This window comes from Nostoc sp. CALU 1950 (genome assembly GCF_051172895.1).
GTDB classification, from domain to species: Bacteria; Cyanobacteriota; Cyanobacteriia; order Cyanobacteriales; family Nostocaceae; genus Nostoc; species Nostoc edaphicum_A.
Map to the genome: position 1 here is coordinate 50,270 of NZ_JBDNJQ010000006.1, position 23,946 is coordinate 74,215.

Below are 23,946 nucleotides of genomic sequence, written 5' to 3' on the forward strand. Positions count from 1 at the left end.
ATAAATTTATATAAACCCTTGTGCGAAGTATGTCTTTTACGTGAGATTGAGTAAGCAATTACTCGTAGGTAGAACATCATGGTTGCTAAAGCTTCTTTTTTCATCGATGATGCAAATGCCAATAGCATCAATGCCAGTACCTATAATTCCGGCTCTTTTAAGATTGTTAATAATTCCACATCTCAAGAAAAAATAAACAAAGTAGTAATTGACCTCAGCACTAGTATTCTTCCAGATTTAGTCTTTGATCCTTCGGGAACTGCTGGTGACCTTGTAGCGAAGAACTTCACAGTAGATAGTGAAGGCGGAACAGGATTTGCTGCTTTCAAGTTCCTCAAAGCTCGTGACGGTGGTTTTGATGCCGTAGAAATCACTTTTAACAGCTTCGATCCAGGTAAAACATTCACTTTTTCTGTAGATGTTGACCCAACCAGTATCAAAGGTTTACCTGCTCCCGGGCCAAATGAGTCAGGAAGTGTTTCTGGTCTAGAACTAATAGGTACAACGCTCACAGTCGATTTCTCTGATAGTACCAGTTACACAGGAAAGACTTATAGAATTCCCAATAGTTTAGATGGCTCACAGGTTGTTATTCAAGCAAATGCACCTACCCAACCAACAATTCAGGTTTTGGGTCTAGCCTCAACTGCACCCACAACTGTTTCAAATGCCAACCAAACAGTTAAAGTCAGCGGTACTCCAGGGACTTCAGTTAACTTACTAGTGATGGAGGCTGGCTTATTTAAAAATAACGGCGGTGGCTTTGATCTAGATCCTTTTGAAGCCAACTCAGCGATCGCTGTTAATGAAAAGTCTGCCACGATTGGGGCAGAGGGTTTTGTCGATATTCCGATAACCCTCACACGTTCTCAAACGGATGCAGGATTGAACCATATCGTTGCGGTCACTAAAGCCGCCGATGGAACGACAAGCTTACCATCTGTCGTGCAGATTTTAGATTATCAGCCTAACGCTGCACCCGCACCTCTACCTGATTCAGGTAATACTCCACCCAAACCCAACGCAATTCGGATCAATGCAGGAGGTGGAGCGTACACCGATAGCTTAGGTCAAGTTTGGAGCGCAGATCAATATTTCGTTGGGGGCAATCCTTATTCCACCACAACAGCGATCGCCAGTACTGTCGCAGACTCACTTTATCAAACAGAGCGTTGGTTGAGTAACCTGGACTATGCGATTCCAGTACTCAACGGAGACTACACAGTCAAACTCCAGTTTGCAGAAATATACTGGAATGCCGCAGGTCAGCGCATCTTTGATGTCAGTGCAGAGAATCAGCTAGTCGTTGATGACCTAGATATTTTTGCCCAAGCTGGCGGTAAAAACATTGCTCTGGACAAGTCCTTTAATGTTAACGTCAAAGATGGCACACTGAACTTGAATTTCTTGGCCAGTAAAGACAATGCTAAAGTCTCGGCTATTGAAATCATCCCTGTGAGTGCGACTGGGCCAAAGGTAATTGTGCAAGAGACTGGCGGTAATACTGCGGTTACCGAAGGAGCAGCTACTGGTGATAGTTACTCGTTAGTTTTGAATACCAAACCTACAAGCAATGTAACGATTAACTTAGCAGTTGGTAATCAAATTACCCTAGATAAGCCCAGCCTAATCTTCACACCTGATAACTGGCATATAGCCCAAGCTGTTACTGTTAAAGCTGTTGATGATAGCTTAGTAGAGGGAACTCAAACAGTAAATATTAGTCACACCATTACCACTACAGATAACAATTACAAAACTCTTAGCATTCCTAATGTTGCTGTTAGTGTTATTGACAACGATAGTTCTCCAGCCACAGGCAAAGCCATTCGGATCGATACAGGCTCAACTAAATCTTATACCGATACCAAAGGCCAAGTTTGGGAAGCAGATAAGTATTTCGTAGGAACAAGCAATACCTATTCCACTGCTGCTCCAATCGGCAAGACGGAAGACGACGCTGTGTATCAAACTGAGCGTTATGGCAAAAACTTGGCTTATCAAATTCCAGTAGCGAACGGCAACTATGCCGTAAATCTACACTTTACAGAAATTTACTGGACTGACTTTAATAAGAGGATATTTGATGTTTCTCTAGAAGGTCAGAAAGTTTTTGATGACATAGACATTTTTGCCAAATCCAAAAATGCCTTCTTCACAGGTAATAACTCTGCCTTGGTTCTATCTGCCCCAACCCAGACTGTGACTGATGGCATCCTCAACATTGATTTCGCAGCCAGCGTTGAAAACGCTAGTATCACAGGTATTGAAGTCATTGCATTGACTGGGCCACAAGTAGTTTTGCAACAAACAGAAGGCAAAACTGAGGTCACGGAAGGAGGCGCTAGTGATACTTACTCCTTAGTTCTCAATAGCCAACCCACAGCGGATGTGACGATTAATCTTGTACCTGGCAATCAGCTCAGCGCCAACAAGACTAGTTTAACCTTCACTGCTGCTAACTGGAATGTTGCTCAAACAGTCACTATCAGTGCAGTGAACGATAATGTGGCAGAAGGTGCCCAAACAGCCAACATTACTCACACGATCACTACTACAGATAACAGCTACAAAAATCTTACTGTTCCAAATCTTGCTGTTGACATCATCGACAATGACATCGTTGCTATCAGCTTTGACAAGAAAACAGTAGCTACAGTTAGTTCTCCTACGGTAGGAGCTTGGGGCCCAGATGGTAGGTTTTATGTGGGCACTTACAGTGGTGAAATCAAAGCATACACCTTTGATCAGAACTACAACATTACTGCTACCCAAACAATCACCACTATCAAGAACCTAGATAATAAGCAAATATTAGGGATCGCTTTTAACCCTTACGATACCTCTGGTGCCCCAAGTATTTATGTTGCTCATAGTAAGCTATATGCCAATAATGGTGGTAAAGGCTTTCCTAAAACTGAACTTTCTCCTTATAGTGGTGAAATTTCAATACTCGAAGGAGCTAATTTTTCGCAACGGAAATCTTTAGTTTCAGGGCTACCGGTTTCCAACCATGACCACGGCATTAATGCTTTAACGTTTGATAACAAAGGCGATTTATACATTAATGTTGGTGGCAATACTAATGCAGGTATTACCAATGACAATATAGGCGGTGTTCCAGAGTCTCCTTTCTCAGCTGCTATCCTCAAAGCTGAAATTTCAAAATCTAGCTTCAATGGGCAGATAAAGTATGAGCTACCAAATCCTCTACCAGCTGGTTATGAGATTCCTAGTGGATTAACTTTTAATCCGGCAGATAGTCAGGTCTTTGGAGATATAGCAAAAGTCAAATCTGGTGTAGATGTTTCCGTATACGCTAGTGGACTTCGTAATGCCTTTGGTGCAGCTTTCACAACACAAGGATTACTTTATGCCACAGAGAATGGTTATAACGCAACATTTGGAGACATCTCTACCTCGGCTACAACTCAAAAACCAACAACTGTCGGTTCTGCTCCAGATGAACTCAATCTGATCAAAGCAGGTGAATACTACGGTCATCCCAATCGAAATCGTGGAAGCTCTGACAATCGCCAGAATACTTATTATGGGTTAAGTGACCCCAGTATTCCAGGAGTATATACAGCTCCACTAACAACTTTTACTCCTTCAACTAATGGGCTTGATGAGTACCGTGCCACAACATTCCAAAACCAAATGCGAGGTAATTTAATTGCCCAGCAATGGAATGGCAAATTCTATAACATCAAACTCTCACCAGATGGCACTCAGGTGCAACAAACTACTACCCTGACTGGTGTTGCAGATGGTTTAGATATCAAGCATGGGCCTGGAGGTGCAATTGTTGGCGTTGATTTGACTGACAACTTAATTACGGTTGCACTTCCTAACGATCCTGGGGTGGTAGATCCTACTGTCTACGATTTATTCCCCTGGAGAGCGCCAGCAGTAGGTGGTAATACATTTGTCATCGGCGGTAAGAACTTCGGTACTTTGGGGAATACTCAGGTTTCCATTGGTGGACAATCTGCATCTATTACCTCAGTTTCTGATCAAAGAATCATTGGTACTCTGCCAAACTTTGTCGGCAAACCGCTCATTGACCCCAACGCTAACGGATTATTAGATTTGGTTGTTAATAGCAATGGTAAGCAGTCAGTAATGGCAGATGCATTCTTGCCACTAACTGGAACAGCCTACTTCGTTTGATGAAATAAAGTCTGCAATCTAGCTGTTCTAGATTGATTATAGAATAAGGGCATAAAAATCTTATGCCCTTATTTTCGTATCACACTGTACCTTCGCTCATTTTGAGAGGACAAGAAGAATAAATACTTGAGGAACTTTTCTTACCACGGACTACCAATCATAGTGAATGGTGCCCAATAAAACGGATGGGAGAGATTACCAACGATATTTTGTTGTAAGTAGGTTACCATTTGCGGTGGCAAAGATACGCCTCGATTTGTGCCAGTTAATTGATTGCCTTCAATTCGCACTTTCCCCTGAATCATTGCTAACTGTGCTTGTCGCAGTGCTTCTGCTTTAATTGGTGCAGTCTTTAACTGGCTGTAAAACTCTGTCATTAGTCCTAGAGTTCCGGCATCCGAGACATACCACAAACTGGCAATAGCCGACTTCACACCCGTCTGTATTGCTAACCCCGCAAAACCCAACTCCGCTTGTTCATCCCCAAAAGCTGATTTACAAGCACTTAAAACCAATAATTCTACTGGCGGCTTATTCCATCCCAACTGGCGTACTTGATCTAACCGCAGTTTGGTATCATACAACTGGATGTATGACTTACTAGAGTTTCCAGACACAAAGTCTACATGGGTTGCTAAGTGAATCATCCCAAAAGGATTTTGTCGGCGTTGTCCTTTGAGATTCTCTAAGGTAAAGTCTTTATTGAGTAAGAACTTGCCCCGCCATAGTTTCTCGACGATAGTAGAAACTTCCAAAGGCACCGCTTGTAAAGGACTTTGATTTTGCTCTTTGGTAAATTCACTAGCCCCCATTGCCAACAGTTGGGAGGTTTTGATATCAGCATAGCTAGTGTCAGTGAGGCTGAGACTGGGTAACATTCCCAGACTGTATTTTTCAATGAGAAACTGCTTACCATCGTGAAGGGCGGCTAAAGGAATAGAACGTAAACCTACGTCCATTACAAAAGCCAGATTTTTAATGCCTTGCTTTTGCAACTCTACTTCTTGGGGCGCAATTAGCCATTGATATAGTTGCTGTGCTGGGATTAAATAGCTGGTGGTGCCAGCTTTGTTAACATCTGAAATTTGATTGTAAAATTTTTGAGCTACTCGCAAAACCTTCGCTCTAGTTACCCCAGGAAGCCGCTTACGGATAGGTTTACCCTCAGCAGTGACGAGGACTAAATCAAGTATGTCTTTATCTTTTGTCGATATATTGCTGCTAGGAGTAAACTGTGCATAGACAATTGCTGGTTTGACGCCTGTTTGTGCCTGAATTTCGGCAAGGGCGGCGCGTGCATCTGCCAAACTTTTAATAGAAGTTTTGCTTGATTGTCCCAGATATTGATCAAACTGGCGTGTAGCTTGTTCATCTACTTCGGCAAAGGCTGTGTCAACTAAAGCTAAAGAATTGTTATTGGTTATTGGCGGGAGAATCGGTGGAGTGGGCGGTTCGGGTGGTTTAGGATCGTTGTCTGAAGAAGATGCGGTAATTATTTGAATATTGCCTTGCGTGTAATTACCCGTATAAAATTTGTTAGGCGAAATAGTATTGTTAGAGTCTGTGGTGATAGCCCCTGCTGTGCCGTTGGTGGTACCGCTACCAACTACAAAGGGTGTGGTGCCGTTACCGCCGTGGCGGATGGTGACTGCACCGCTACCAGTTGCACCAGATGTGGAGATACTAGCATTGATGTTATTGCGATCGCTAAATGTCCCAGTAGCTCGGAAGAACTTTTTAGTTGTAATATCTACATTACCGCCAGTGCCATTACTTCCACCTTGGGCATTGATAGAAGTAACTTCAATATCATTATCTGGATCTAGGGTTACGTTACCACCATTACCAGTGGTAGAACTGGAATTTAATACTCCAGCTTTAATACTGTCCTTCGCCTCAAAAGTAATTCCTCCACCATTAGTTGTAATATCTTGAGTTGCAACCGTTCCTGTAGAGCTTTTGAGGGTGACATTATTATTAGTAGTGACAATACTATCAGTAGTCACTCCCAGAGGCGCAATCAGGTTGACTGCTCCACCCTTGCCATTAGTAGCATCTACTAATAACGAATAGGTGGAGATAGAGCCATTGGTAGAAGTCATATCAATATTTCCTCCACCAGTAAGACTTCGCGTGCTTATGGAACCAATAATTTGGATGTTTTTATCAGCATTGAAATTAATGTTGCCACCATTTTCATTGTCAGACTGAGTGAAGGCATTAACAAAATTAATCATTCCACTACGGCTAGTAGCTGTGATATTTCCACTATGCGTTCCCAACAGGGAAGTTGTAGTATATAAACTATTTCCAGTAATATTACCTTGTGCATCAAGGGTGATTGACCCACCTGCGCTATTGAAAGAACCAGCACTAATACTACCAGCAGTAATATTGCCATTGGTGCTTGTAATTTTTATGTCACCGGAAGATGAAAAAACTGAGCTTGTAATAATATCGTTTTTCGCTAGTAGGGTAATTGCACCTCCACCACTAGTAGGTCCAGAACGAAGAAAATTTATTGTATTAATAGCACCATTGTTACTGGTGATAGTTATATCCCGGTTATTTGTAAAGATATTTTCAACTGTAATATCCTGATTTGCTAATAGATTAATTGAGGCGTTATCTATACCGTTAATTGCGCGATTTAGAACTGGGCTATTCGCTCTTATAGAACCTGAACCAATAGGTGATTGAATTTTAACTGGGTCGTTGAATGTGACACCGTTACTATCGATAGTAATTGCACCACTACTATCATTGCGTCCGATGGTTATGGAGTTGAAGCCATTTTGTAGGGCGGTTAAGTCAGTTGTCGTTAAGTCTAGGGTATTTGCACCACCATCGCTAGAGCCACCAAGCGTAATATTTTGACTAGGGGTGAAGGGTTGAAGCAGTAAATTACCTGAACCAGTTAGCGAATTAGCAGTTAATGGTAAGTTAATCTCATTGGCAGTCAAGGTGAAGTTGTTGCTGCCAGTTGCCAAAGAGTTATTTAAGGCAATTGTACCTGTGCCAGCCTTAAATTCTTGACTACCACTGCCACTCAGAGTCAGAGGGCTGCTGATGTTGATATCGCCAGTTGTGGTGATGTTAGCGGGAACAGTTGTATTGGCTGCACTTGTGATATTGAGGCTTGAAAAAGGAGTAACACCGCCTAAAAGACCACCAAAGCTAATATTGCCACTACCAGCAACTAAACTCAAATTACCAGCCCCGTCAATTGTACTGCCAAAGGTAATATTGGCATTGCCAGAATTGAGAGTGGCATTAGCACCATTTTCCAGTAAAACTTGATTAATAAAGTTGATAGGTTGGTTATTAGTGGTAATATCAGCCTTAAGAGTTGTTGCTATGGCATTGAGAGTTAGTGAAGCGTTGTCTGTACTTGTAATTGCACCATTGGCAGCGATGTAACCACCAGGAGAAGTAATTGTTACAGGGTCGTTAAATGTGACGGGGTTGATGATAATTGCACCACTACCATCATTGCGTCCAATAGTGATGGAATTGAAGCCATTTTGTAAAGCAGCTAATTCTGTATTAGTTAGGTTTAATTTTCCAGGATCGTTATTGCTAGTTCCACCAAGGGTAATATTGCGACTAGACGTGAATGGTTGCAGTACTAAATTACCAGTACCAATCAGGCGATTTCCTAATGAAGATGAATCTGGATTAATTTCATCTGCTATTAATGTTAAATTATTACTACCCGCCGTCAACTGACCAGGAAAAACTATTTTGGCAGTACCAGCGTTAAAAGTAGTGTCATTATTTAAGTTAATCCGACCAATAATATCTATATCACCGTTTGCAGTAGTGATGTTACCAGAAATTTGTACATCTTCTGATTCAACGATGAAACTTTTTAAAGGTTGAGTATTACCAACTGCACCATTCAGAAAAACATCACCCAATCCAGCAAAAGTTGTCAGCTTTAAGTTATGGAAACCATTAACCGTACCGTTTAACGTGATGGCGTTCCCTGTACCCGCATTGAAAATGGCATCGTTGTTAAGAGTCAGTGGACTGACAATACTGATATTACCATTTGTAGTGATGTTACCAAAGATATTTGTGTTAGCAGCACTGGTGATGTTGAGGCTAGTGAGTGGTGTTGTTCCACCAATAATGCCACCAAAGTTAATATTACCTGTCCCAGCAGTTAGGGTTAAATTGTCATATCCACTGTTACCTCCATCAATTGTGGTAGTAAAGTTAATATTTCCTGGACTATCGCTACCAGTGCTAAAGGTGACATCACTACCAAGGATAACTTTACCATTCAAGTTGATGTCGTTGCCTTTGGTGGTTAAATTGCCAGTAGTGATGTTGCCACTATTACTGGTAATGTCAATATTTTTCCCAGTTACACTATTAGTGTTGATATTACCATTGCTACTGGTTAGACTTACAGCACCACTACTAATATTATCTTGTGCAAAAATATTATCTGTAGTGATGTCGGTAAACGCATTTAGAGTAATATTTCCAGCATTTTTAATCGGTACATTGCCAGTGCCCGTGTAACTACCGCTTGCCAAGAAAGCATTGACATCAATATATCCAGTGTTAGCAGTTAGACTAATTGCACCGCTAACTCCAGGATTACCACGGGAAGAATAAGAAGTAGAATTAACTCCAAGTACAGGATTAGCATTAATTGTTATATTTTTGCCAGCATTAAAAATAATATTACCGCCATTGCCAGAATTACCACTACTAGCGGTAGATGCAGATGACACTCCACTTACGGAAATATTCCCACCAGCATTAATAGTAATTGCTCCACCATTCCCAACACTTGAATTTTGATCGCCAGTAGCTCTAGAAGATATCTCGCCTGTGTTGATGTCTCCAGTAGCAATCAGAGAAATTGCTCCACCATTGCCACCAGTATTCAAGTCCCCAGAAACATAAGATTCTATACCTGGAAATGAGCCTGTCATGTTAATGCTACCGTTCGTAGCAGTTATGTTAACTGCTCCTCCATTACCAGAAGTACCAGAATTGCTAAAAGTGACCGATTGTATACTACCAATGCTAACGTTACCATTCGTAGTAGTTATATTGATCGCACCACCATTCCCAGAATTACCTTCATCAGTCCCAGAACTAGATCCAATACCTCCTGTAGTTATATTGCCATTGGTAGCACTAAGAGTAATGTTACCGCCATTACCTGCATTGGATGAAAGTGTATTAGATCCAGAAACTAAGCTATTTGTAATAATGTTACCGTTTGTGGCTGTAAGACTAATATCACCGCCATCAATAGAGCTATCAGTACTAGTACTAATATTGCTAAGATTTATGCTTCCTCCCAAAATAGCGATCGCATCACCAACAGTACTGACTCCTCCACCTGTAACAGATCCCAAAGTGCGGATTGTCACTGGATCTTTGAATGTGACATTACTAGCTATATTAATTACACCATTACCATCATTACGTCCGATGGTGATGGAATTGAAGCCATTTTGGAAGGCGGCTAAGTCAGATGTAGTTAGGTCTAGGGTGTTGGTATCAATATCTGTAGAACCGCCAATAGTAATATTTCGACTGAGTGTAAAGGGTTGAAGGACAATATCGCCACTACTAAAAACGGGAAAACCAACTCCTCCAGTAAAGTTTATTTCATTCCCGGTAAGACTAATGTTTCCTCCACCACCAGAACCATATGAAAAAATGTTGCGTATATTAATAGTGTCAGAAGCATTGACATTAACGGCTCCAGCTTTTCCCAACACAGCACTACTATCGATTCCATCAATTGTGATGCTCCCAGTATTACTCGTGACGGTTACGGTGTTTCCATCAGTATAACTTCCAGCAATTTGAGCAGTTGACTGCAACTCCCCTGTAATTATGTTTCCACCGGAACTTAAAATGTCTATTTTTCCAGCAGTGCCTGGTAAACCTGAATTATTGATAGCAGAAATACGATCTGTAAGAATATCACCTGTAGCAGTCAAACTAATGGGGCCACCATCACTATTTGAGTTATTTGTGCTAATGTACCCCACCTGAATACTTCCAGGTGCTAAACCCAACGCACTTATTGGCGATTGGAAAGTAGTTGCTGGCGAACCTTGAGATGAAGGAAAATTCTCAGGTGTAACTGAAGCCAAACCCGCCCGCAAAATTAAAGCACGGCTGGTAGTTAAGGTTGTAAAATCTGGATCTGAAACCGGAATACTCCCACTAGTATCGGGCGAATTAATTGTAATATCGCCACCCTTAATACTCCCCGTCGCCTCTATCTTCAGTGCTGCACCTGTATAATTCCCAAATTCTACATCGCTATTAGCCCGAATAATGGGGTCATACAAACTAACAAAATTACCCGCGCCTCCCGCCAAATTCTGAATTGAAAATTGCCCACCACTGAAAAAATGAGCATCCCCAGAAACATTACCATCGCTAATTAAACTCAGATTTCCACCACTGACAAAGGGTGTCTGCGAATGATTCAGCGCCAGGATATCAATGTTTTGATTTCCCTGAATCTTGAGATTTCCGCCAGCTTGTGCCAAAAAGGAATTTGCTACACTATCGCGCACCCGTACCGTGTCTTTAGCTAACAGGTTTAAATCTCCTGTTGTCAGCAGTTGACTGTCTGGTAATGTCAAATTACGTGCAGCTGATAGTGTTGCTGTCCCAGATGTGACGTTTTTGGCTACGACATCCCCAGAATTTATCCCAATCCCAGAACCAGTGAGTTCTACCTGTCCGTTGCTGTTAACTCTCAATTCATTGGCGTTACCCACACCAGCACCTGTTAACAATTGGGGTAGAGTCGCGGGGTTAACGGATGTCGCTGCTGGGGGTTGAATTTCTAAACTTAGCAGATGTCCGGGTTGGCTGATGCGTAAGAGGTTTTCGCCAGGGACGGCGGCGACGGTAATGTTACCCTTTGGTGCTGATAGCTGTCCGGTACTGGTGACGGTGCCACCGAGTAAATTTAAATTGTTGCCAGTACTGACTGCTAAATTGCCAAAATTCACAATACTCCCTGGTTGAGAGGTTGTGAAAGCAAAGGTATTGGGGGTTCCTACGAAATTTGCGTAATTATTGCTACCAAGTGCGTTAAAGGAGTTTGACCCAAAACCGATGCTGTTGGCGGTGGTGGCGGTGAAATCAGCAGGTACGTTTAAGCTGGCGTTGGCACCAAATACAATACCAGCCGGGTTCATGATGAATAGGTTGGAATTCCCGCCTGTGACTTGCAGAAGTCCGTTAATTATTGAAGGATCGCCACCAACTACACGTCCCAAAATGTTTTGAATATTGGGGTTGGAGAGAAAGTTTGCGATCTGGTTGGAGTCGAGTCCAAGTTTTTGAAAGCTGTGAAAGAGATTCGCGCCATCTCTAGAAAGACTACCTCCACTGATATCTAACTGGTTGCCGTTGGGGGTGACGATAGAACCTGTACCATCAGTAGCTGGTGTAATAGATTGTGCTTTCACTAAAACGATCGCCTGGAAAACAGCAACCAAAGCGATCGCTTGAGTTAGCAAATATAAACCAATTCTTTGAGCTACAGAATTCATCTAAATCCTTGTATAAATAAAACTCCAATCTCAATACAATGTCGCCTATGCAACAACATAAGCGACATCAGTACAAGTATGGAAGTTTGCAAAAAGATGAGATAAAATCTCAATAATAATACTTAAAAATCTTTCTTACCTATAGATATAACAGATACCATCAACTGCCTCACACAATCTTGATTTGAGGTTTTCTGTGCGTTCAATAAAGGCGGTTGTAAACTATGTCTACACGAAACTGGGTACAAATACTCTTAGTCCGTGGAGGCTGAATTTGCCTGTATAGCTGCGTTCACGCAGTGTGCCGCAGGCAATTTCATTCGCCTCCTATGATCAGATCACCATGCACGAGAACCAGAGGGAACGGGAGCAGTATTTTGGGTGGGTGCAGCCTGAATAGATGTTGGGCGAGATGGTGTGCTGTTCTCCGAAGCGTCCTTGACAACCTCGATGCTTCCATCTTCTTCTTCGCTAATATTCGTATTGGGTGGGACTTTTGAGGAATTATTACTACCACCTCTCAAGGCAACAAGGTTATTGAATAATCCCGGTTCCGAGCTATCAAATTTTACACCCAGTTTTTGGACAGCATTCGGCACTAATTTGAGAAAAATCTGAATGGGAATACCCAAGTTAAATCCAGTTTTATCGGTAATGCTTTGAGCGCCACTTTCCTGATTTTCTTCAAGTGATGCTGGGCGGCTACTGACTTCCTCCCTATCGCCTTTGCCGTGAATACCTACAAGCCTTCCTGACACATCAAATACAGGACCGCCACTCATGCCTACTCTAGTAATACTTGTATAAACTAGTGCATATCCATTTTCTACGTCTGCTGCTTCTTGTTCGCCCTCAACTGAACTCTCATCTAAGCGACTTGAAACCAAAGAAGAAGTGAACTGAAACACACGCTTTTTAATCGCTGCACCAGGGTTAGGAAATCCAGCAATATAGACACCAGCGCCCTCAGTCGTATAATTAGAATCACCAAGAGACGCTGTTTCATAAGTGCGATCGCTCCGAAACTTCACAATCGCTAAATCTACACCAGGTAGCTTCTGAATATCTTTCTCAGTTGAAATTGCAATTTTCTGGCGTTTTCTGCCTCCTTTTGGCAAAGGTGTAACGACGGAATATTCATCATCGTCGTATTGCACAACGTGGGTGGCTGTCAGCACCACGTAAACATTTTTTCCTCTTTCCTGGTAACGTCCGATAATCACGCCTGAACCTGGAGAATTAACTGTAGGCTCAATCCGGACTACGGTTGATTTAGCAATACTAGCTACATCAGTCGGTAGTAATGCTTGTTTAGCCATCGCTGGACTGATTAGGGTTACCATTGCTACACCAACAAAGCAACCTGGTAAAAGATATTGATTTAGCATGATGCTGATTCCTTAATGACTCTTAACTGCGTTACCAAAATGAACTTGGAGAGGTTTGATTAGTTGCTGGGATTGGAAAACTTGGTGTTTTCTCTGGAGATAAGGGGTAATCGGGAAATTCAGGAACAATAAGAATGGGAAAGGAAGATTGTACTTTCGATGGAGATATAGTCCCAGTGGCAAATTGGGGAGCAAGTTGTACAAATGTTTGGACTGGAACAGCCCAACTGGATGCATCAAATTTTTGTCGAACTTGTAAAACGGGGGTGGAACCATCTTTAAAAATATAAGTATTCCCCCAGAGAGGGTACTTATGTTTGCCGTTAATTCCTACAAGTTCACCATGACGATTTAGTAATGGGCCACCACTCATCCCTTTAAAAATGTCGTTGCTGTAACCAACTTGATATCCACCTCGAAAAGCTTGTGGTAGTAAATATTCAACTTTACCTGTTGTGAAAACTAAGCCTTGTTGTTCATCAGGATAACCAGTTGCAAAGGTTTCATCGCCAATGGACAGAGATGAACTAGCGATCGCTGCGATCGCATAATTATTCGCACTCCTAAAACTCAGTAATCCTAAATCATCATCTGGAAATTGAGCAGATTTAATTGTCTGTGCGGTGTAAATCTTCCCATCAGCAGTTTGGATTTGATAACTCTTACCAATTCTCAGGACGTGGGCGTTAGTTATAACCGTGTAAACTTGACCTTGTTTTTTAATTAAAATTCCTGAACCCCAACCCTGTCCTGCTAGCACTTTGACAGTAATTGCGCGACCGCGATCGCGTAATTGGTTCAATGACAATTGCGCTTTTGCTTGACTAGTTAGACTGGCACTCAAAACACTAGACTGGGAAGCTACTTCTGAAGAAAATGCTTGTGTTGATAGTGTCAACGGTAAACTAACAACACAAGCAAGCATAGAAAAAATACGAAATTCCATTTTGTACTTAATAAAAATTCCTTAGAATGCGCGACCAGGCTTTGTTGGTGTAGCGGCTGCACCTCTAGAACCAGTTTCTACTCCTGATGCGTTCAGAGGGGCTAATTTTTTTGTCAGGTTAACATAAGTCCGACCTTTAGATTCATACAAAGCAGGACCAGCACCATCACGCACATCAAATAGTCTTTGCAAGGTTTCTGCCGCATTCACACCACGCTTAAGGGTGAATAGCAAATTTCTAGTGTTGCAACTACCCCCTGGAGTGGCTGCACAAATCACAGGCATACCGTTAACTACACCTGCGGTGATGTAATCTAAAGAACCATTGTTGTGAGCTTGTTGAAATCTTGCAGACACTTGCTGGCAGCGAGTTACTGGGTCATATCCAGAACCAGTAAAATACTCTGAGTACCAGCGAACTACTGACAAACTTGCACCTGTAGCGGTATTGGTGGCCTTCGTTGCAGGTAATTCGCTGCTAGTAGTATCGCAAGAAAACTGAATACTTGCTGCGTAGCTGGGTGTGTTAAAAACTGCTCCTAAACCACTTAAAAGTGTAACTCCACTCAGAATAGCTAAAGATTTTCTAAACATCTGACTGTCTCCCAACACATATTTGGTTATATTTCTTATCCAAGATAGCTTGTAAAAAATACAACCCAATACAGAAATACCACGTAAGTACGTACTTGATATTTTTCAGGCAAAGTATGATTTTCTTTACGAATAAACGACAGATTCTCAGATCATACATGCAGAACCATAGTATTAAATATCACTTAGCTGTTTAATCCATATTTGGATTAATTCTAGAAAAAGCCTGTAAAATTCAGCCAACACTGCATCATAGTCAATGTCGTGTGTTAACTTGGAAACCTCCTAGTTATCTACGTAGACAAAATCAAAAGAGAGTAGTAATTGTATGCGCTGGTATTTAAAGTTTAGGATGCAGTGTGTATTTTTAGTTCATGGTGTGTTATGGCTGGCATCCATATCGCCAAGTTATGGTGATTGGTCTAACTCATCTGTATTTTTAGAATTACCAGATCAGATATTGGCGCAAGCAGCAAATCCAGAAGGCGATCCAAATCTGCAAAGGTTTCCGCAATCTGCACCAATCCCAGAACCGCTACCGCCAGAAACTCAAACACCTGTGCAACCGATTCCTACTCCAGAACCATCGTCTGTGCCTGTTGTTGAAAGTATTCAGGTTAAGAAAATTGAGGTGATGGGCAGTACAATTTTGAAGTCAGAGCAACTGAATGCCATCACTAAGCCAGTTGAAGGACGTTCGGTCAGCTTGGAAGAACTCAGAGAAGTTGCCGATACAATCACCCAAATCTACCTTGAGCGCGGCTACATAACTTCAAGAGCAATTTTGGTAGACCAAGCAATTACCGATGGTGTGGTACAAATTCAGGTAATTGAAGGTGGTCTAGAAAAAATTGAAATCCAAGGAACAAAACGCCTCAATCCTGATTATGTGCGATCGCGCATCTCTTTAGGCGCTAGCAAACCTCTTTCCACAGCTAATTTAGAAGACCAATTAAGATTGTTAAAAACTGACCCCCTAATTTCAAACGTAGAAGCTAGCTTACGCACAGGTAATGAGGTTGGTCAAAATATTCTGGTAGTTAGAGTTACCGAAGCCGATCCCTTTGATGGGACATTCAGCATTGATAATTATTCGCCGCCCAGCGTTGGTTCTGAAAGATTGGGCGTCAGTGCTAGTTACCGTAACATCACAGGTATAGGAGATAAATTTGCAGCGTCTTATTACCGCACAACTCGTGGAGGCTCGAATATCTATGATTTTAGCTACCAAGTGCCGCTAAATGCGATGAATGGTACTTTACAGCTACGTACCACCATTAACAACAACGAAGTTGTCCAAGAACCTTTTAAGAGCTTTGATATTCGTGGGGAATCACAATTATATGAAGTAAGTTATCGCCAGCCTTTGGTGCGATCGCCCCGTGAAGAATTCGCTTTATCATTAGGCTTTACTGTCCAAAATGGTCAAACATTTACCTTTGCAGGCCCAACACCCTTTGGCTTTGGCCCCGACACAGAAGGTAACAGCCGCACCCGTATAATTAAGTTTGGTCAAGATTATGTCCTACGGGATATAAAAGGTGCATGGGCATTGCGATCGCTATTTAGTTTAGGTCTTGGTAGCTTTGATGCCACCATCAACTCTAACCCTGTTCCAGATGGTCGCTTTTTCAGTTGGTTAACGCAAGTCCAACGAGTGCAACGGTTGAATACTGATAATCTCTTAATCGCCCAGGCTGAGGTGCAACTAACACCTAATGGTTTATTACCCTCTCAGCAGTTTGTGATTGGCGGTGGTCAATCTTTGCGCGGTTATCGGCAAAACGCCCGCGCTGGGGATAACGGAGTCCGATTTTCACTAGAAGACCGCATCACTCTAGAAAAAGACGAATCTGGAAATTCTATGCTGCAACTTGCTCCATTTTTCGATGCGGGAGTTATCTGGAATGTAAATGATAACCCCAACCAATTACAGAAACAGCAATTTTTAGCAGGTGTGGGACTAGGAGTTCTATGGGAACCTTTACCAAATCTAAATATGCGGCTGGACTATGGTCTTCCTTTAATTAACTTAGATGACCGAGGTGAAAATGCTCAGGATCATGGCTTTTATTTTAGTTTAGGATATAGACTTTAAGGCATTGCGAAATTCGGCTATTGTAGAAAGTAGTGATAATTTTTGGAAAGGTATTAACGAGTCACATCGAAGAGTCTCCCACCAACAAGTAAGTATGGTCAGGGAGAAAAGCCGCTCTGGGACTGGGTATTGGGGACTGGGAAAACATTCCAAAATATGTTCCGGATTAGAGCCAATTTCATAATTTTTCGTTTGAAAACCCAATCCCTAGTCCCCAATCCCTTTGACTACTTTCCTTAATGCGGTAAGGTTGACTTTGCAGATAGTTTGGCTGCCAGTGAATGTATTGGAAATGGGGCTTTAGACTATTAATCGGATTCTTGGGGCTGTGGCTACTACTGGATCTGGGTTCCCGCATGGGAGCAGAGATTTTGTGGTTTCAGGAAGTTGGCTACCTCCAAGTATTTCTGTTGAGGGTGGTAACTCGTGGTGTTTTGTGGATAATGGTGGCTGGAATAACTGCTGCCTATCTACTACTAAATCTGTCTTTAGCACAACGGCTAAAATATTCCCAGTCTCTGAAGATTGAGGAATTCAGGCGTGAGGAAGCAAAACTCACCAGTGAATTAACAAATTTTCTCAGTCCTCAGAATCCAAGACACAACGAAACTCGGATACTTTCGCCGCAACGCTTTAAAAAATTGAGATTGCGCGGGTTATTACCCCTAAGTCTTTTACTGAGTTTGTTAATTGGTTTGATACTGGCTCATTATGGTCAAATTGCTCTTTCCTACTGGAATTCTCCAGTTAATCAGGCTAGTCTATCTATTCCCACCCTATTCCGACCAGAGACAATCTGGCAACTCTTGAGGCAGATTGTCTCACAAGTCTGGTATCTCGGTTTAATTGTGGGAGTAACGATCGCAATCTTAATTTATCCCCAATTTTTATTAACTGCGATCGCAATTGTATTCAGTCCCATGTTTGGGTTTATCTTATTCCAACACTGGCCAAAGGTGCTGCAATATTTCCAGCCCACTCTTTTCAACAGCACTGAGCCTTTATTTGGTAAAGATATCAGCTTCTACGTCTTTTCTTTACCCGTTTGGGAACTGCTTGAACTCTGGCTGATGGGATTATGTTTGTATGGCTTCGTCGCCGTTACTCTCACTTATCTCCTGTCAGGGGATAGTTTGAGTCAGGGTATTTTCCCTGGTTTTTCTCCCCAGCAGCAGCGTCATTTATACGGTATGGGTGGCTTGTTGATGCTGGTAGTGGCTCTGAGTTACTGGCTGAGTCGTTATGAACTTGTGTATTCTAACCGTGGTGTTAGTTATGGTGCCAGCTACACGGATGTGATAGCCCAGTTGCCAGCTTATACCGTTTTGTGCATTGTGGCAGTAGCGATCGCAATTTACCTACTTTGGCGAACATTTTTCTGGAAACCCAAATCCCAGTATCGCCGCTTGGTATTTTACGGATTAGGGGTTTATCTAGTACTAGTTGTATTAGCTGATGTTGTTGTACCTACTGTGGTGCAATATTTAATTGTCTTACCTAATGAGTTGCAACGGGAGCAACCCTACATTCAGCGGACTATCGCCTTGACTCGCCAAGCATTCGATTTAGAGGCGATCGATTCCAGAGGCTTTAACCCTCAAGGAACACTGACTGAAGCTGATATTCAAACTAATGACTTGACAATTCGGAATATTCGCCTTTGGGATCAGCGACCACTGTTAGAAACTAACCGTCAGCTGCAACAAATTCGGCCATATTATCGGTTTCCCGATGCCGATATTGATCGGTATACTCTGAAAACAGATGTAATTTCCCGCCGACCATCTGCCCCTCGAAAACCACCAGAACCTCAGCAGGAAGCAATTGAATCAACAGAACGGCGGCAGGTACTGATTGCTGCACGAGAATTAGACTACACTGGCGTACCACAGGAAGCTCAAACATGGGTTAACCGCCATTTAATTTATACCCACGGTTTTGGGTTTACTGTTAGCCCAGTTAATACAGTTGGGCCGGGTGGGCTACCAGAATATTTTGTCAAAGATATTAGCGGTGATAGTAGCGCTTTGACAACTTCTAGTGAAGCCATTCGTGACAGTATTCCCATTGGGCAACCCCGAATTTATTACGGTGAAATCGCTAATACCTATGTAATGACTGGCACAAGAGTTCGAGAGTTAGATTACCCCAGTGGTAGTGACAACGTTTACAACTCTTACAATGGTCTGGGTGGTGTTGAAATCGGTTCAGCATGGCGACGGTGGTTATTTGCCATGTATTTGAAAGATTGGCAAATGGTGCTGACGCGGGACTTTTTACCAGAGACAAAGCTGCTACTGCGGCGAAATGTCAAGCAAAGAATTCGAGCGATCGCACCTTTTCTCAAATTTGACAGTGACCCTTATTTAGTAGCTGCTGCGGCTAATGAAGATTTCCCCAAAAATCCTAGTTATCTTTACTGGATTGTTGATGCCTACACAACAAGCGATCGCTATCCCTATTCAGACGCTGGTAGCGATAGTATCAACTACATTCGTAACTCGATCAAGGTAGTGATTGATGCTTATAACGGCAGTGTGAATTTTTATATTGCCGATCCCAGCGATCCAATCATTGTCACTTGGTCAAAAATATTTCCCAACACCTTCAAACCGCTCAATGCTATGCCAGTTAGTCTCCACAGTCATATCCGGTATCCTGTGGACTTCTTTAAAATTCAATCTGAGCGGTTGATGACTTACCACATGACCGATCCCCAAGTATTTTACAACAGGGAAGACCAGTGGCAGATTCCTAACGAAATCTATGGCAGTGAAACTCGTCCGGTAGAGCCATATTATTTGATTACCAGTCTACCCACCGTACCTTTTGAGGAATTTATTCTGCTTCTACCCTATACTCCCAGACAGCGAACTAATTTAATCGCTTGGTTAGCGGCGCGATCGGATGGCGAAAACTACGGTAAATTATTTTTATATACTTTTCCCAAAGAAAGACTGGTCTACGGGACAGAGCAAATCGAGGCGCGGATCAACCAAGACCCAGTAATTTCTCAGCAAATTTCCCTGTGGAATCGCCAAGGGTCGAAAGCCATTCAAGGCAATCTACTAGTAATTCCCATTGAAGAATCGCTGTTGTATGTCGAGCCAATCTATCTAGAAGCCACACAGAATAGTCTGCCAACCTTAGTGCGGGTAGTGGTGGCTTACGAAAACCGGATTGTCATGGCCCAAAGCTTAGAACAAGCATTGCAGGGAATTTTTCAACCAGAAGTTACACCAGCCCCGGCGATTATCCGTCCCTTTGAAGAAGCAGCCCCGCCTGGTTAAGGGATTCTAAAACACATAGCAGCCGATAGTAAGACATCGCCATTAACAAAATTTATTGCAACAGACATAGTTTAATGGTTCAACATAATGTAATAGGCACTAAAAGTTAATGGACATGCTACAAAATAACCAACTAGAGATCCGCCACATTAGTCCTGAAGTGAGGCAGTTGATTAAAATGTATGCCGATGTTAATAACTGTACGCAGTCTGAGATGTTGGAACGCATGATTTTGGAGTGGAATGCCCAACAAAGTGAGAGCGAAAGACCGCCAGGAGATGAAGATGAATAATTATTTTGCTACAACCCCTAATCCAGTTCTAGCGAGAGGTTTTCATTAATTTGGATCTCTAGTTCAAGAAAAATTTTCCAGAGATTGGGTCTTTTTTGAGGGATTGAATAAAATCCCTCAAAGTCATCATGCTACCCGTTAAGGTGAATTTAGGAGTACCATTTTGAGCAACAATTCTCACTTCACCGTCTTGGATCTGAATTTTATTTTTAATGCTATCCCATAGAGTATCGAAGCTTTCATCATCTTTGCAACCATTGGCTTCCAGGAATCTTTGACGTACTTCTGTTTTTAGTGCTAGTGCTTCTGCTGCTTGAGTTCGCGCCTCAAAATGCTTAACTACATCTTCATAAGAACTCTCTCTCAGAGTCTTGTTTTCAGCCTGAACTTGCTCTAACTGAGTTTTTATAGCTTGCAGTTGGGATGCTAAAGCGGTTGATTTCTGGTATTCAAGTTTTAAGGCTTGCTTTGCATTGGCTAACAAGACTTTATAATCTAGCTGATCTTGATTTTTTTCGGATTGCATTTTTATCTCTTGATCAACAGATTTAAGGCGATAAACTCTCGTCAGTTATCTGACAAGAACTGGCGAGAGTTTAGTAAATATTATGTGGGTTATCTAAGTATTAGTTATTTCACCAATAATGGTGTTTCAGAGGTAGGATTTTCCTGGATACTACTTAAACAAGAACTAATATGCAAACGGATAGCTCGCTCATAAACACTAGTCTGCTGAGTGCGTACCCCTACAGCCTGATATATTAAGTTCACTTCTGGAAATTCAGACCAATACATCAAAAAAATGTCTTTAGCTGGGGTAATAATTTCATAATTATTCTCTTGTCTTTTCTTTCTGAGTTTACAATTATTTAGTTGGAGTTTTTGTCTGAATAGTTTTTCAAATTCTGGAATTAAATCTGAAGTAGTTTTCATGTGTTATCCACGTTAAAACGTGCTAATTATGCAAAGACTATCTGGTGATATTACTAAGTATGACACTTCAGATACCTCTTACAATATAGTGTATCAGTTATCGAGTGTTTGAGAATTTGAGGTTACTTGTCCGTTCTGAGGAGCGAGGACTGGGGATTGGGGACTAGGGATTGGGAAAATAGTTAGCAGAGACACCCTGATAATTACACTGCTAAATATAAATAATCTTCCGGGTCGCAGCCCTGGAGGGCATTGAATACCTACAGACTACAGCCTGGGACTTCAAGACCCTCTGCAAAGCTGATTAATTCCAAGTGATCTGGGTTTTCCAGCAACTTTTTGGCTGCTAGCAATCCAGCAATGCTCCAAGTTTGATAAATTCTGGCTTCTTTGCCAATCAAACGAGCATTGTGTCCATCGTAGTATTCCGGGAATTTATCCTTAAATAAACGTTTTTCGGCAATGGCGATCGCTGCTTGGGCAAGTTCTGTTCGATCTGCTTTCAGTGCCGCAGCCGTAAATAACCACAGCAAAACGGGCCAGTTACCGCCGTTGTGATAAGACCAAGCCCTGTTTTTAGAATCACATCCTGTCACAATTCTCCACTCTAAACCTTCCAAAGCTGGAAAGCAGATTTTAACAGGCATATAGCCGATCAAGTCTTGCCAACGCTGGGCAAATAAATTCATAATGCTTTGAGATTCTTTTTCGCTTGCTAAGGAAGCTAAGATTGCCATCAGATTTCCCAGAGCAAAAAAGCGAAAATCTATCCGTCCCGGCCCCAGATTTCCCGCTAAATATCCTCCAGTTTCGGGCAACCATTCGGTCAACCAAGTGGGGATTGATTCTGAGTTGATGTTGAATTTATTAACAATTTCTTTACCAAATTCGTTATCTTTGTAACGATAGATTTCCCCCAATCGCTTCAGGTCTAGCCAATAATAGTTGCGGATATGATATTTCAAAGATCCCAATCGCCTGTTGACTTTGCCGAGGTAGCTATCGTCATCCCCATCTGGTAAAAGCAATTCAGTAGCAGCCCTGAGAGACGCATAGAATAACACCTGAATTTCTAGAGGATGTTCGTAGACTCCCATACGACGGTCAATCATAAACGCGCCATCGGGAACTAACATTGTTGGGAACATGGAAAACCGATGTACCAGACAAAGATCCAAAATGAGTTTGATTCCTGCTTGAAAATCTGGCTGACGCGCTAGGGATAAATCGCCCGTAGCTTTTTCATAAGCCCGTAGCAGGAGAATCCACCACATACAAGAATCAATTGGGGGAACACGAGCGATCGCCAGTTCACCAAAATCAGCGACCAAAAATTCCTCATTCCCCTTGGAATGTACTTTGAAACTTGCAGGCATTAATCCCGCTCCTGGTTCAAAGCAGTCTATCTGCTTTTCATGACTTTGTAATTTCAGTGTTTCTACTAAGAAGTTACGCACAATTTCTGCTTTGCCGTACATCAGAAACACCAAGGCAGAAGGGACAAAATCGCGGAGGAAGCACTGGTCATAATTGAGTGCATCTGACTCCGGATCGTGGGCGGCTACAGTCCCAATGGGTTTTCCCTGGTAATAAATTATCGACTCTTCCAACAATTCCCAGGCTTCTGCTTCCAGTTGACTGTTCTTTTCGATTGCGCTAGTCATGGGCGTTTAATTCCACTAATAGTATGTATCGGCTCAATTGTGGAAAGTACGCCAGCCTTACCTCAAGCTGACCAGGTTTCCCGGAAGTCAGCATACAGAGTCAATCCACCATCTACAAATAGCGTTTGTCCGGTGATGTAGGCGGCTTCATCCGAAGCTAAAAAAGCTACTGTGGCTGCCATCTCCTCTGAGGTGCCAGCACGCCCCATTGGAATGTGACTTTCCACGATCGCCTTTTTTTCGGGGTCATCTATCCAGTCTTGATTTATTGGGGTGATTGTTGCTCCGGGGGCAATGGAGTTGACACGAATACCTCGGTTGGCATATTCCAATGCTAAGGTTTTGGTCAGGTTTTCCATCCCGCCTTTGCTAATGGAATAGCTAATATACATCGGTCGAGGAATAATTTCGTGAACGCTGGAAATATTAATAATCACCCCCGAACGATTTAGAGACAGGAGGTGTTTAATAGTTTCACGGGCGCAGAGATAAGCACCCCGGAGATTAACTGCAATTACCCGGTCAAAGTCTGCTGTGGTAACTTCGTGGGATGGACTTTCTGTTTGAATGCCAGCATTGTTAACTAGAATATCTAGACTGCCAAATTCCTTTACTACGGTGTTGACCATCTCAACAATGTCTGATTCTTGGGAAACATCTCCTTGAACCAGCAGTGATTTAACACCACAATTTTCGATATTTCCGCAGGCTTTTTGCAATGCCATCTCTTGTGTGTCTACCGCAGCTTCAGGGCTTTTGCGGTAATTAATAGCGATGTTGCACCCTTCTTGAGCGAGTCTGATAGCGATCGCCTGACCGATTCCTGAAGTTGCACCTGTAATTAAAGCATTCTTCCCTTTTAACCCTATCATATTTCCTCCCTAAGCTGCCTTTGCTTGAATTTACGCTCAGTCAAATAACTTTGGATGCTAGATTTTAGATTAATCTTTCTGATATCTAAAGTTGCTACTGTCAACCCCCTTTAGAGGTAATTTAAAATTTAAAAATAGGT

12 protein-coding genes are annotated in these 23,946 nt (G+C 42.2%); 4 read left to right on the forward strand and 8 right to left on the reverse strand.

From position 1 onward, the window contains the following. Positions 1-78: 78 nt before the first annotated feature. Positions 79-4,173 (forward strand): malectin domain-containing carbohydrate-binding protein, encoded by a 4,095-nt coding sequence (locus tag ABF638_RS03295; protein WP_435020235.1) that lies wholly within the window; start codon positions 79-81, stop codon positions 4,171-4,173. 140 nt (positions 4,174-4,313) lie between these two features. On the opposite strand, the gene ABF638_RS03300 is transcribed toward ABF638_RS03295, so the two are convergent. The 4 genes from ABF638_RS03300 to ABF638_RS03315 form a co-directional block, all read right to left on the reverse strand. Beyond that, positions 4,314-11,729, reverse strand: coding sequence for a CHAT domain-containing protein (locus tag ABF638_RS03300; RefSeq protein ID WP_435020237.1), 7,416 nt, complete (start codon positions 11,727-11,729; stop codon positions 4,314-4,316). A gap of 338 nt (positions 11,730-12,067) precedes the next feature. Then, positions 12,068-13,117, reverse strand: a complete 1,050-nt coding sequence (locus tag ABF638_RS03305; RefSeq protein ID WP_435020239.1) for a S1 family peptidase — start codon at positions 13,115-13,117, stop codon at positions 12,068-12,070. A gap of 31 nt (positions 13,118-13,148) precedes the next feature. Continuing rightward, positions 13,149-14,063: a S1 family peptidase gene (locus ABF638_RS03310; protein WP_435020241.1), complete on the reverse strand. Its 915-nt coding sequence runs from the start codon at positions 14,061-14,063 to the stop codon at positions 13,149-13,151. 21 nt (positions 14,064-14,084) lie between these two features. Further along, positions 14,085-14,657 (reverse strand): COP23 domain-containing protein, encoded by a 573-nt coding sequence (locus ABF638_RS03315; protein ID WP_435020243.1) that lies wholly within the window; start codon positions 14,655-14,657, stop codon positions 14,085-14,087. A gap of 328 nt (positions 14,658-14,985) precedes the next feature. On the opposite strand from ABF638_RS03315, the gene ABF638_RS03320 reads away from it, so the two are divergent. The 3 genes from ABF638_RS03320 to ABF638_RS03330 all read left to right on the forward strand — a co-directional run bounded on the left by ABF638_RS03320 (position 14,986) and on the right by ABF638_RS03330 (position 20,337). Further along, a complete protein-coding gene (locus ABF638_RS03320; protein ID WP_435020245.1) occupies positions 14,986-16,755 on the forward strand; it encodes a ShlB/FhaC/HecB family hemolysin secretion/activation protein in 1,770 nt (589 codons plus the stop codon). A gap of 281 nt (positions 16,756-17,036) precedes the next feature. Continuing rightward, positions 17,037-20,045, forward strand: coding sequence for a UPF0182 family protein (locus ABF638_RS03325; protein ID WP_435020247.1), 3,009 nt, complete (start codon positions 17,037-17,039; stop codon positions 20,043-20,045). Between the two features lie 109 nt (positions 20,046-20,154). Further along, on the forward strand, positions 20,155-20,337 hold the full coding sequence (locus ABF638_RS03330) for a hypothetical protein (protein WP_435020249.1): 183 nt from the start codon (positions 20,155-20,157) through the stop codon (positions 20,335-20,337). 58 nt (positions 20,338-20,395) lie between these two features. Here the strand turns inward: ABF638_RS03330 and ABF638_RS03335 are convergent, their stop codons facing one another. From ABF638_RS03335 to ABF638_RS03350, 4 genes are all read right to left on the reverse strand, one after another. Next, positions 20,396-20,863, reverse strand: a complete 468-nt coding sequence (locus tag ABF638_RS03335; protein WP_435020251.1) for a hypothetical protein — start codon at positions 20,861-20,863, stop codon at positions 20,396-20,398. A gap of 104 nt (positions 20,864-20,967) precedes the next feature. After that, a complete protein-coding gene (locus ABF638_RS03340) occupies positions 20,968-21,270 on the reverse strand; it encodes a hypothetical protein (protein WP_181930907.1) in 303 nt (100 codons plus the stop codon). A 260-nt stretch (positions 21,271-21,530) separates the two neighbouring features. After that, the gene (locus ABF638_RS03345; RefSeq protein WP_435020253.1) at positions 21,531-22,934 is read right to left on the reverse strand and encodes a glycoside hydrolase 100 family protein; all 1,404 of its coding nucleotides are present in this window, start codon (positions 22,932-22,934) and stop codon (positions 21,531-21,533) included. Between the two features lie 62 nt (positions 22,935-22,996). Beyond that, the gene (locus ABF638_RS03350; RefSeq protein ID WP_435020255.1) at positions 22,997-23,806 is read right to left on the reverse strand and encodes an SDR family oxidoreductase; all 810 of its coding nucleotides are present in this window, start codon (positions 23,804-23,806) and stop codon (positions 22,997-22,999) included. Positions 23,807-23,946: the final 140 nt, after the last annotated feature.

Bases quoted from the DNA above. Each gene is read 5' to 3' on its own strand.
- ABF638_RS03295 (WP_435020235.1), top strand. From the start codon at position 79: ATGGTTGCTAAAGCTTCTTTTTTCATCGATGATGCAAATGCCAATAGC.
- ABF638_RS03300 (WP_435020237.1), bottom strand. From the start codon at position 11,729: ATGAATTCTGTAGCTCAAAGAATTGGTTTATATTTGCTAACTCAAGCG.
- ABF638_RS03305 (WP_435020239.1), bottom strand. From the start codon at position 13,117: ATGCTAAATCAATATCTTTTACCAGGTTGCTTTGTTGGTGTAGCAATG.
- ABF638_RS03310 (WP_435020241.1), bottom strand. From the start codon at position 14,063: ATGGAATTTCGTATTTTTTCTATGCTTGCTTGTGTTGTTAGTTTACCG.
- ABF638_RS03315 (WP_435020243.1), bottom strand. From the start codon at position 14,657: ATGTTTAGAAAATCTTTAGCTATTCTGAGTGGAGTTACACTTTTAAGT.
- ABF638_RS03320 (WP_435020245.1), top strand. From the start codon at position 14,986: ATGCGCTGGTATTTAAAGTTTAGGATGCAGTGTGTATTTTTAGTTCAT.
- ABF638_RS03325 (WP_435020247.1), top strand. From the start codon at position 17,037: ATGTATTGGAAATGGGGCTTTAGACTATTAATCGGATTCTTGGGGCTG.
- ABF638_RS03330 (WP_435020249.1), top strand. From the start codon at position 20,155: ATGGACATGCTACAAAATAACCAACTAGAGATCCGCCACATTAGTCCT.
- ABF638_RS03335 (WP_435020251.1), bottom strand. From the start codon at position 20,863: ATGCAATCCGAAAAAAATCAAGATCAGCTAGATTATAAAGTCTTGTTA.
- ABF638_RS03340 (WP_181930907.1), bottom strand. From the start codon at position 21,270: ATGAAAACTACTTCAGATTTAATTCCAGAATTTGAAAAACTATTCAGA.
- ABF638_RS03345 (WP_435020253.1), bottom strand. From the start codon at position 22,934: ATGACTAGCGCAATCGAAAAGAACAGTCAACTGGAAGCAGAAGCCTGG.
- ABF638_RS03350 (WP_435020255.1), bottom strand. From the start codon at position 23,806: ATGATAGGGTTAAAAGGGAAGAATGCTTTAATTACAGGTGCAACTTCA.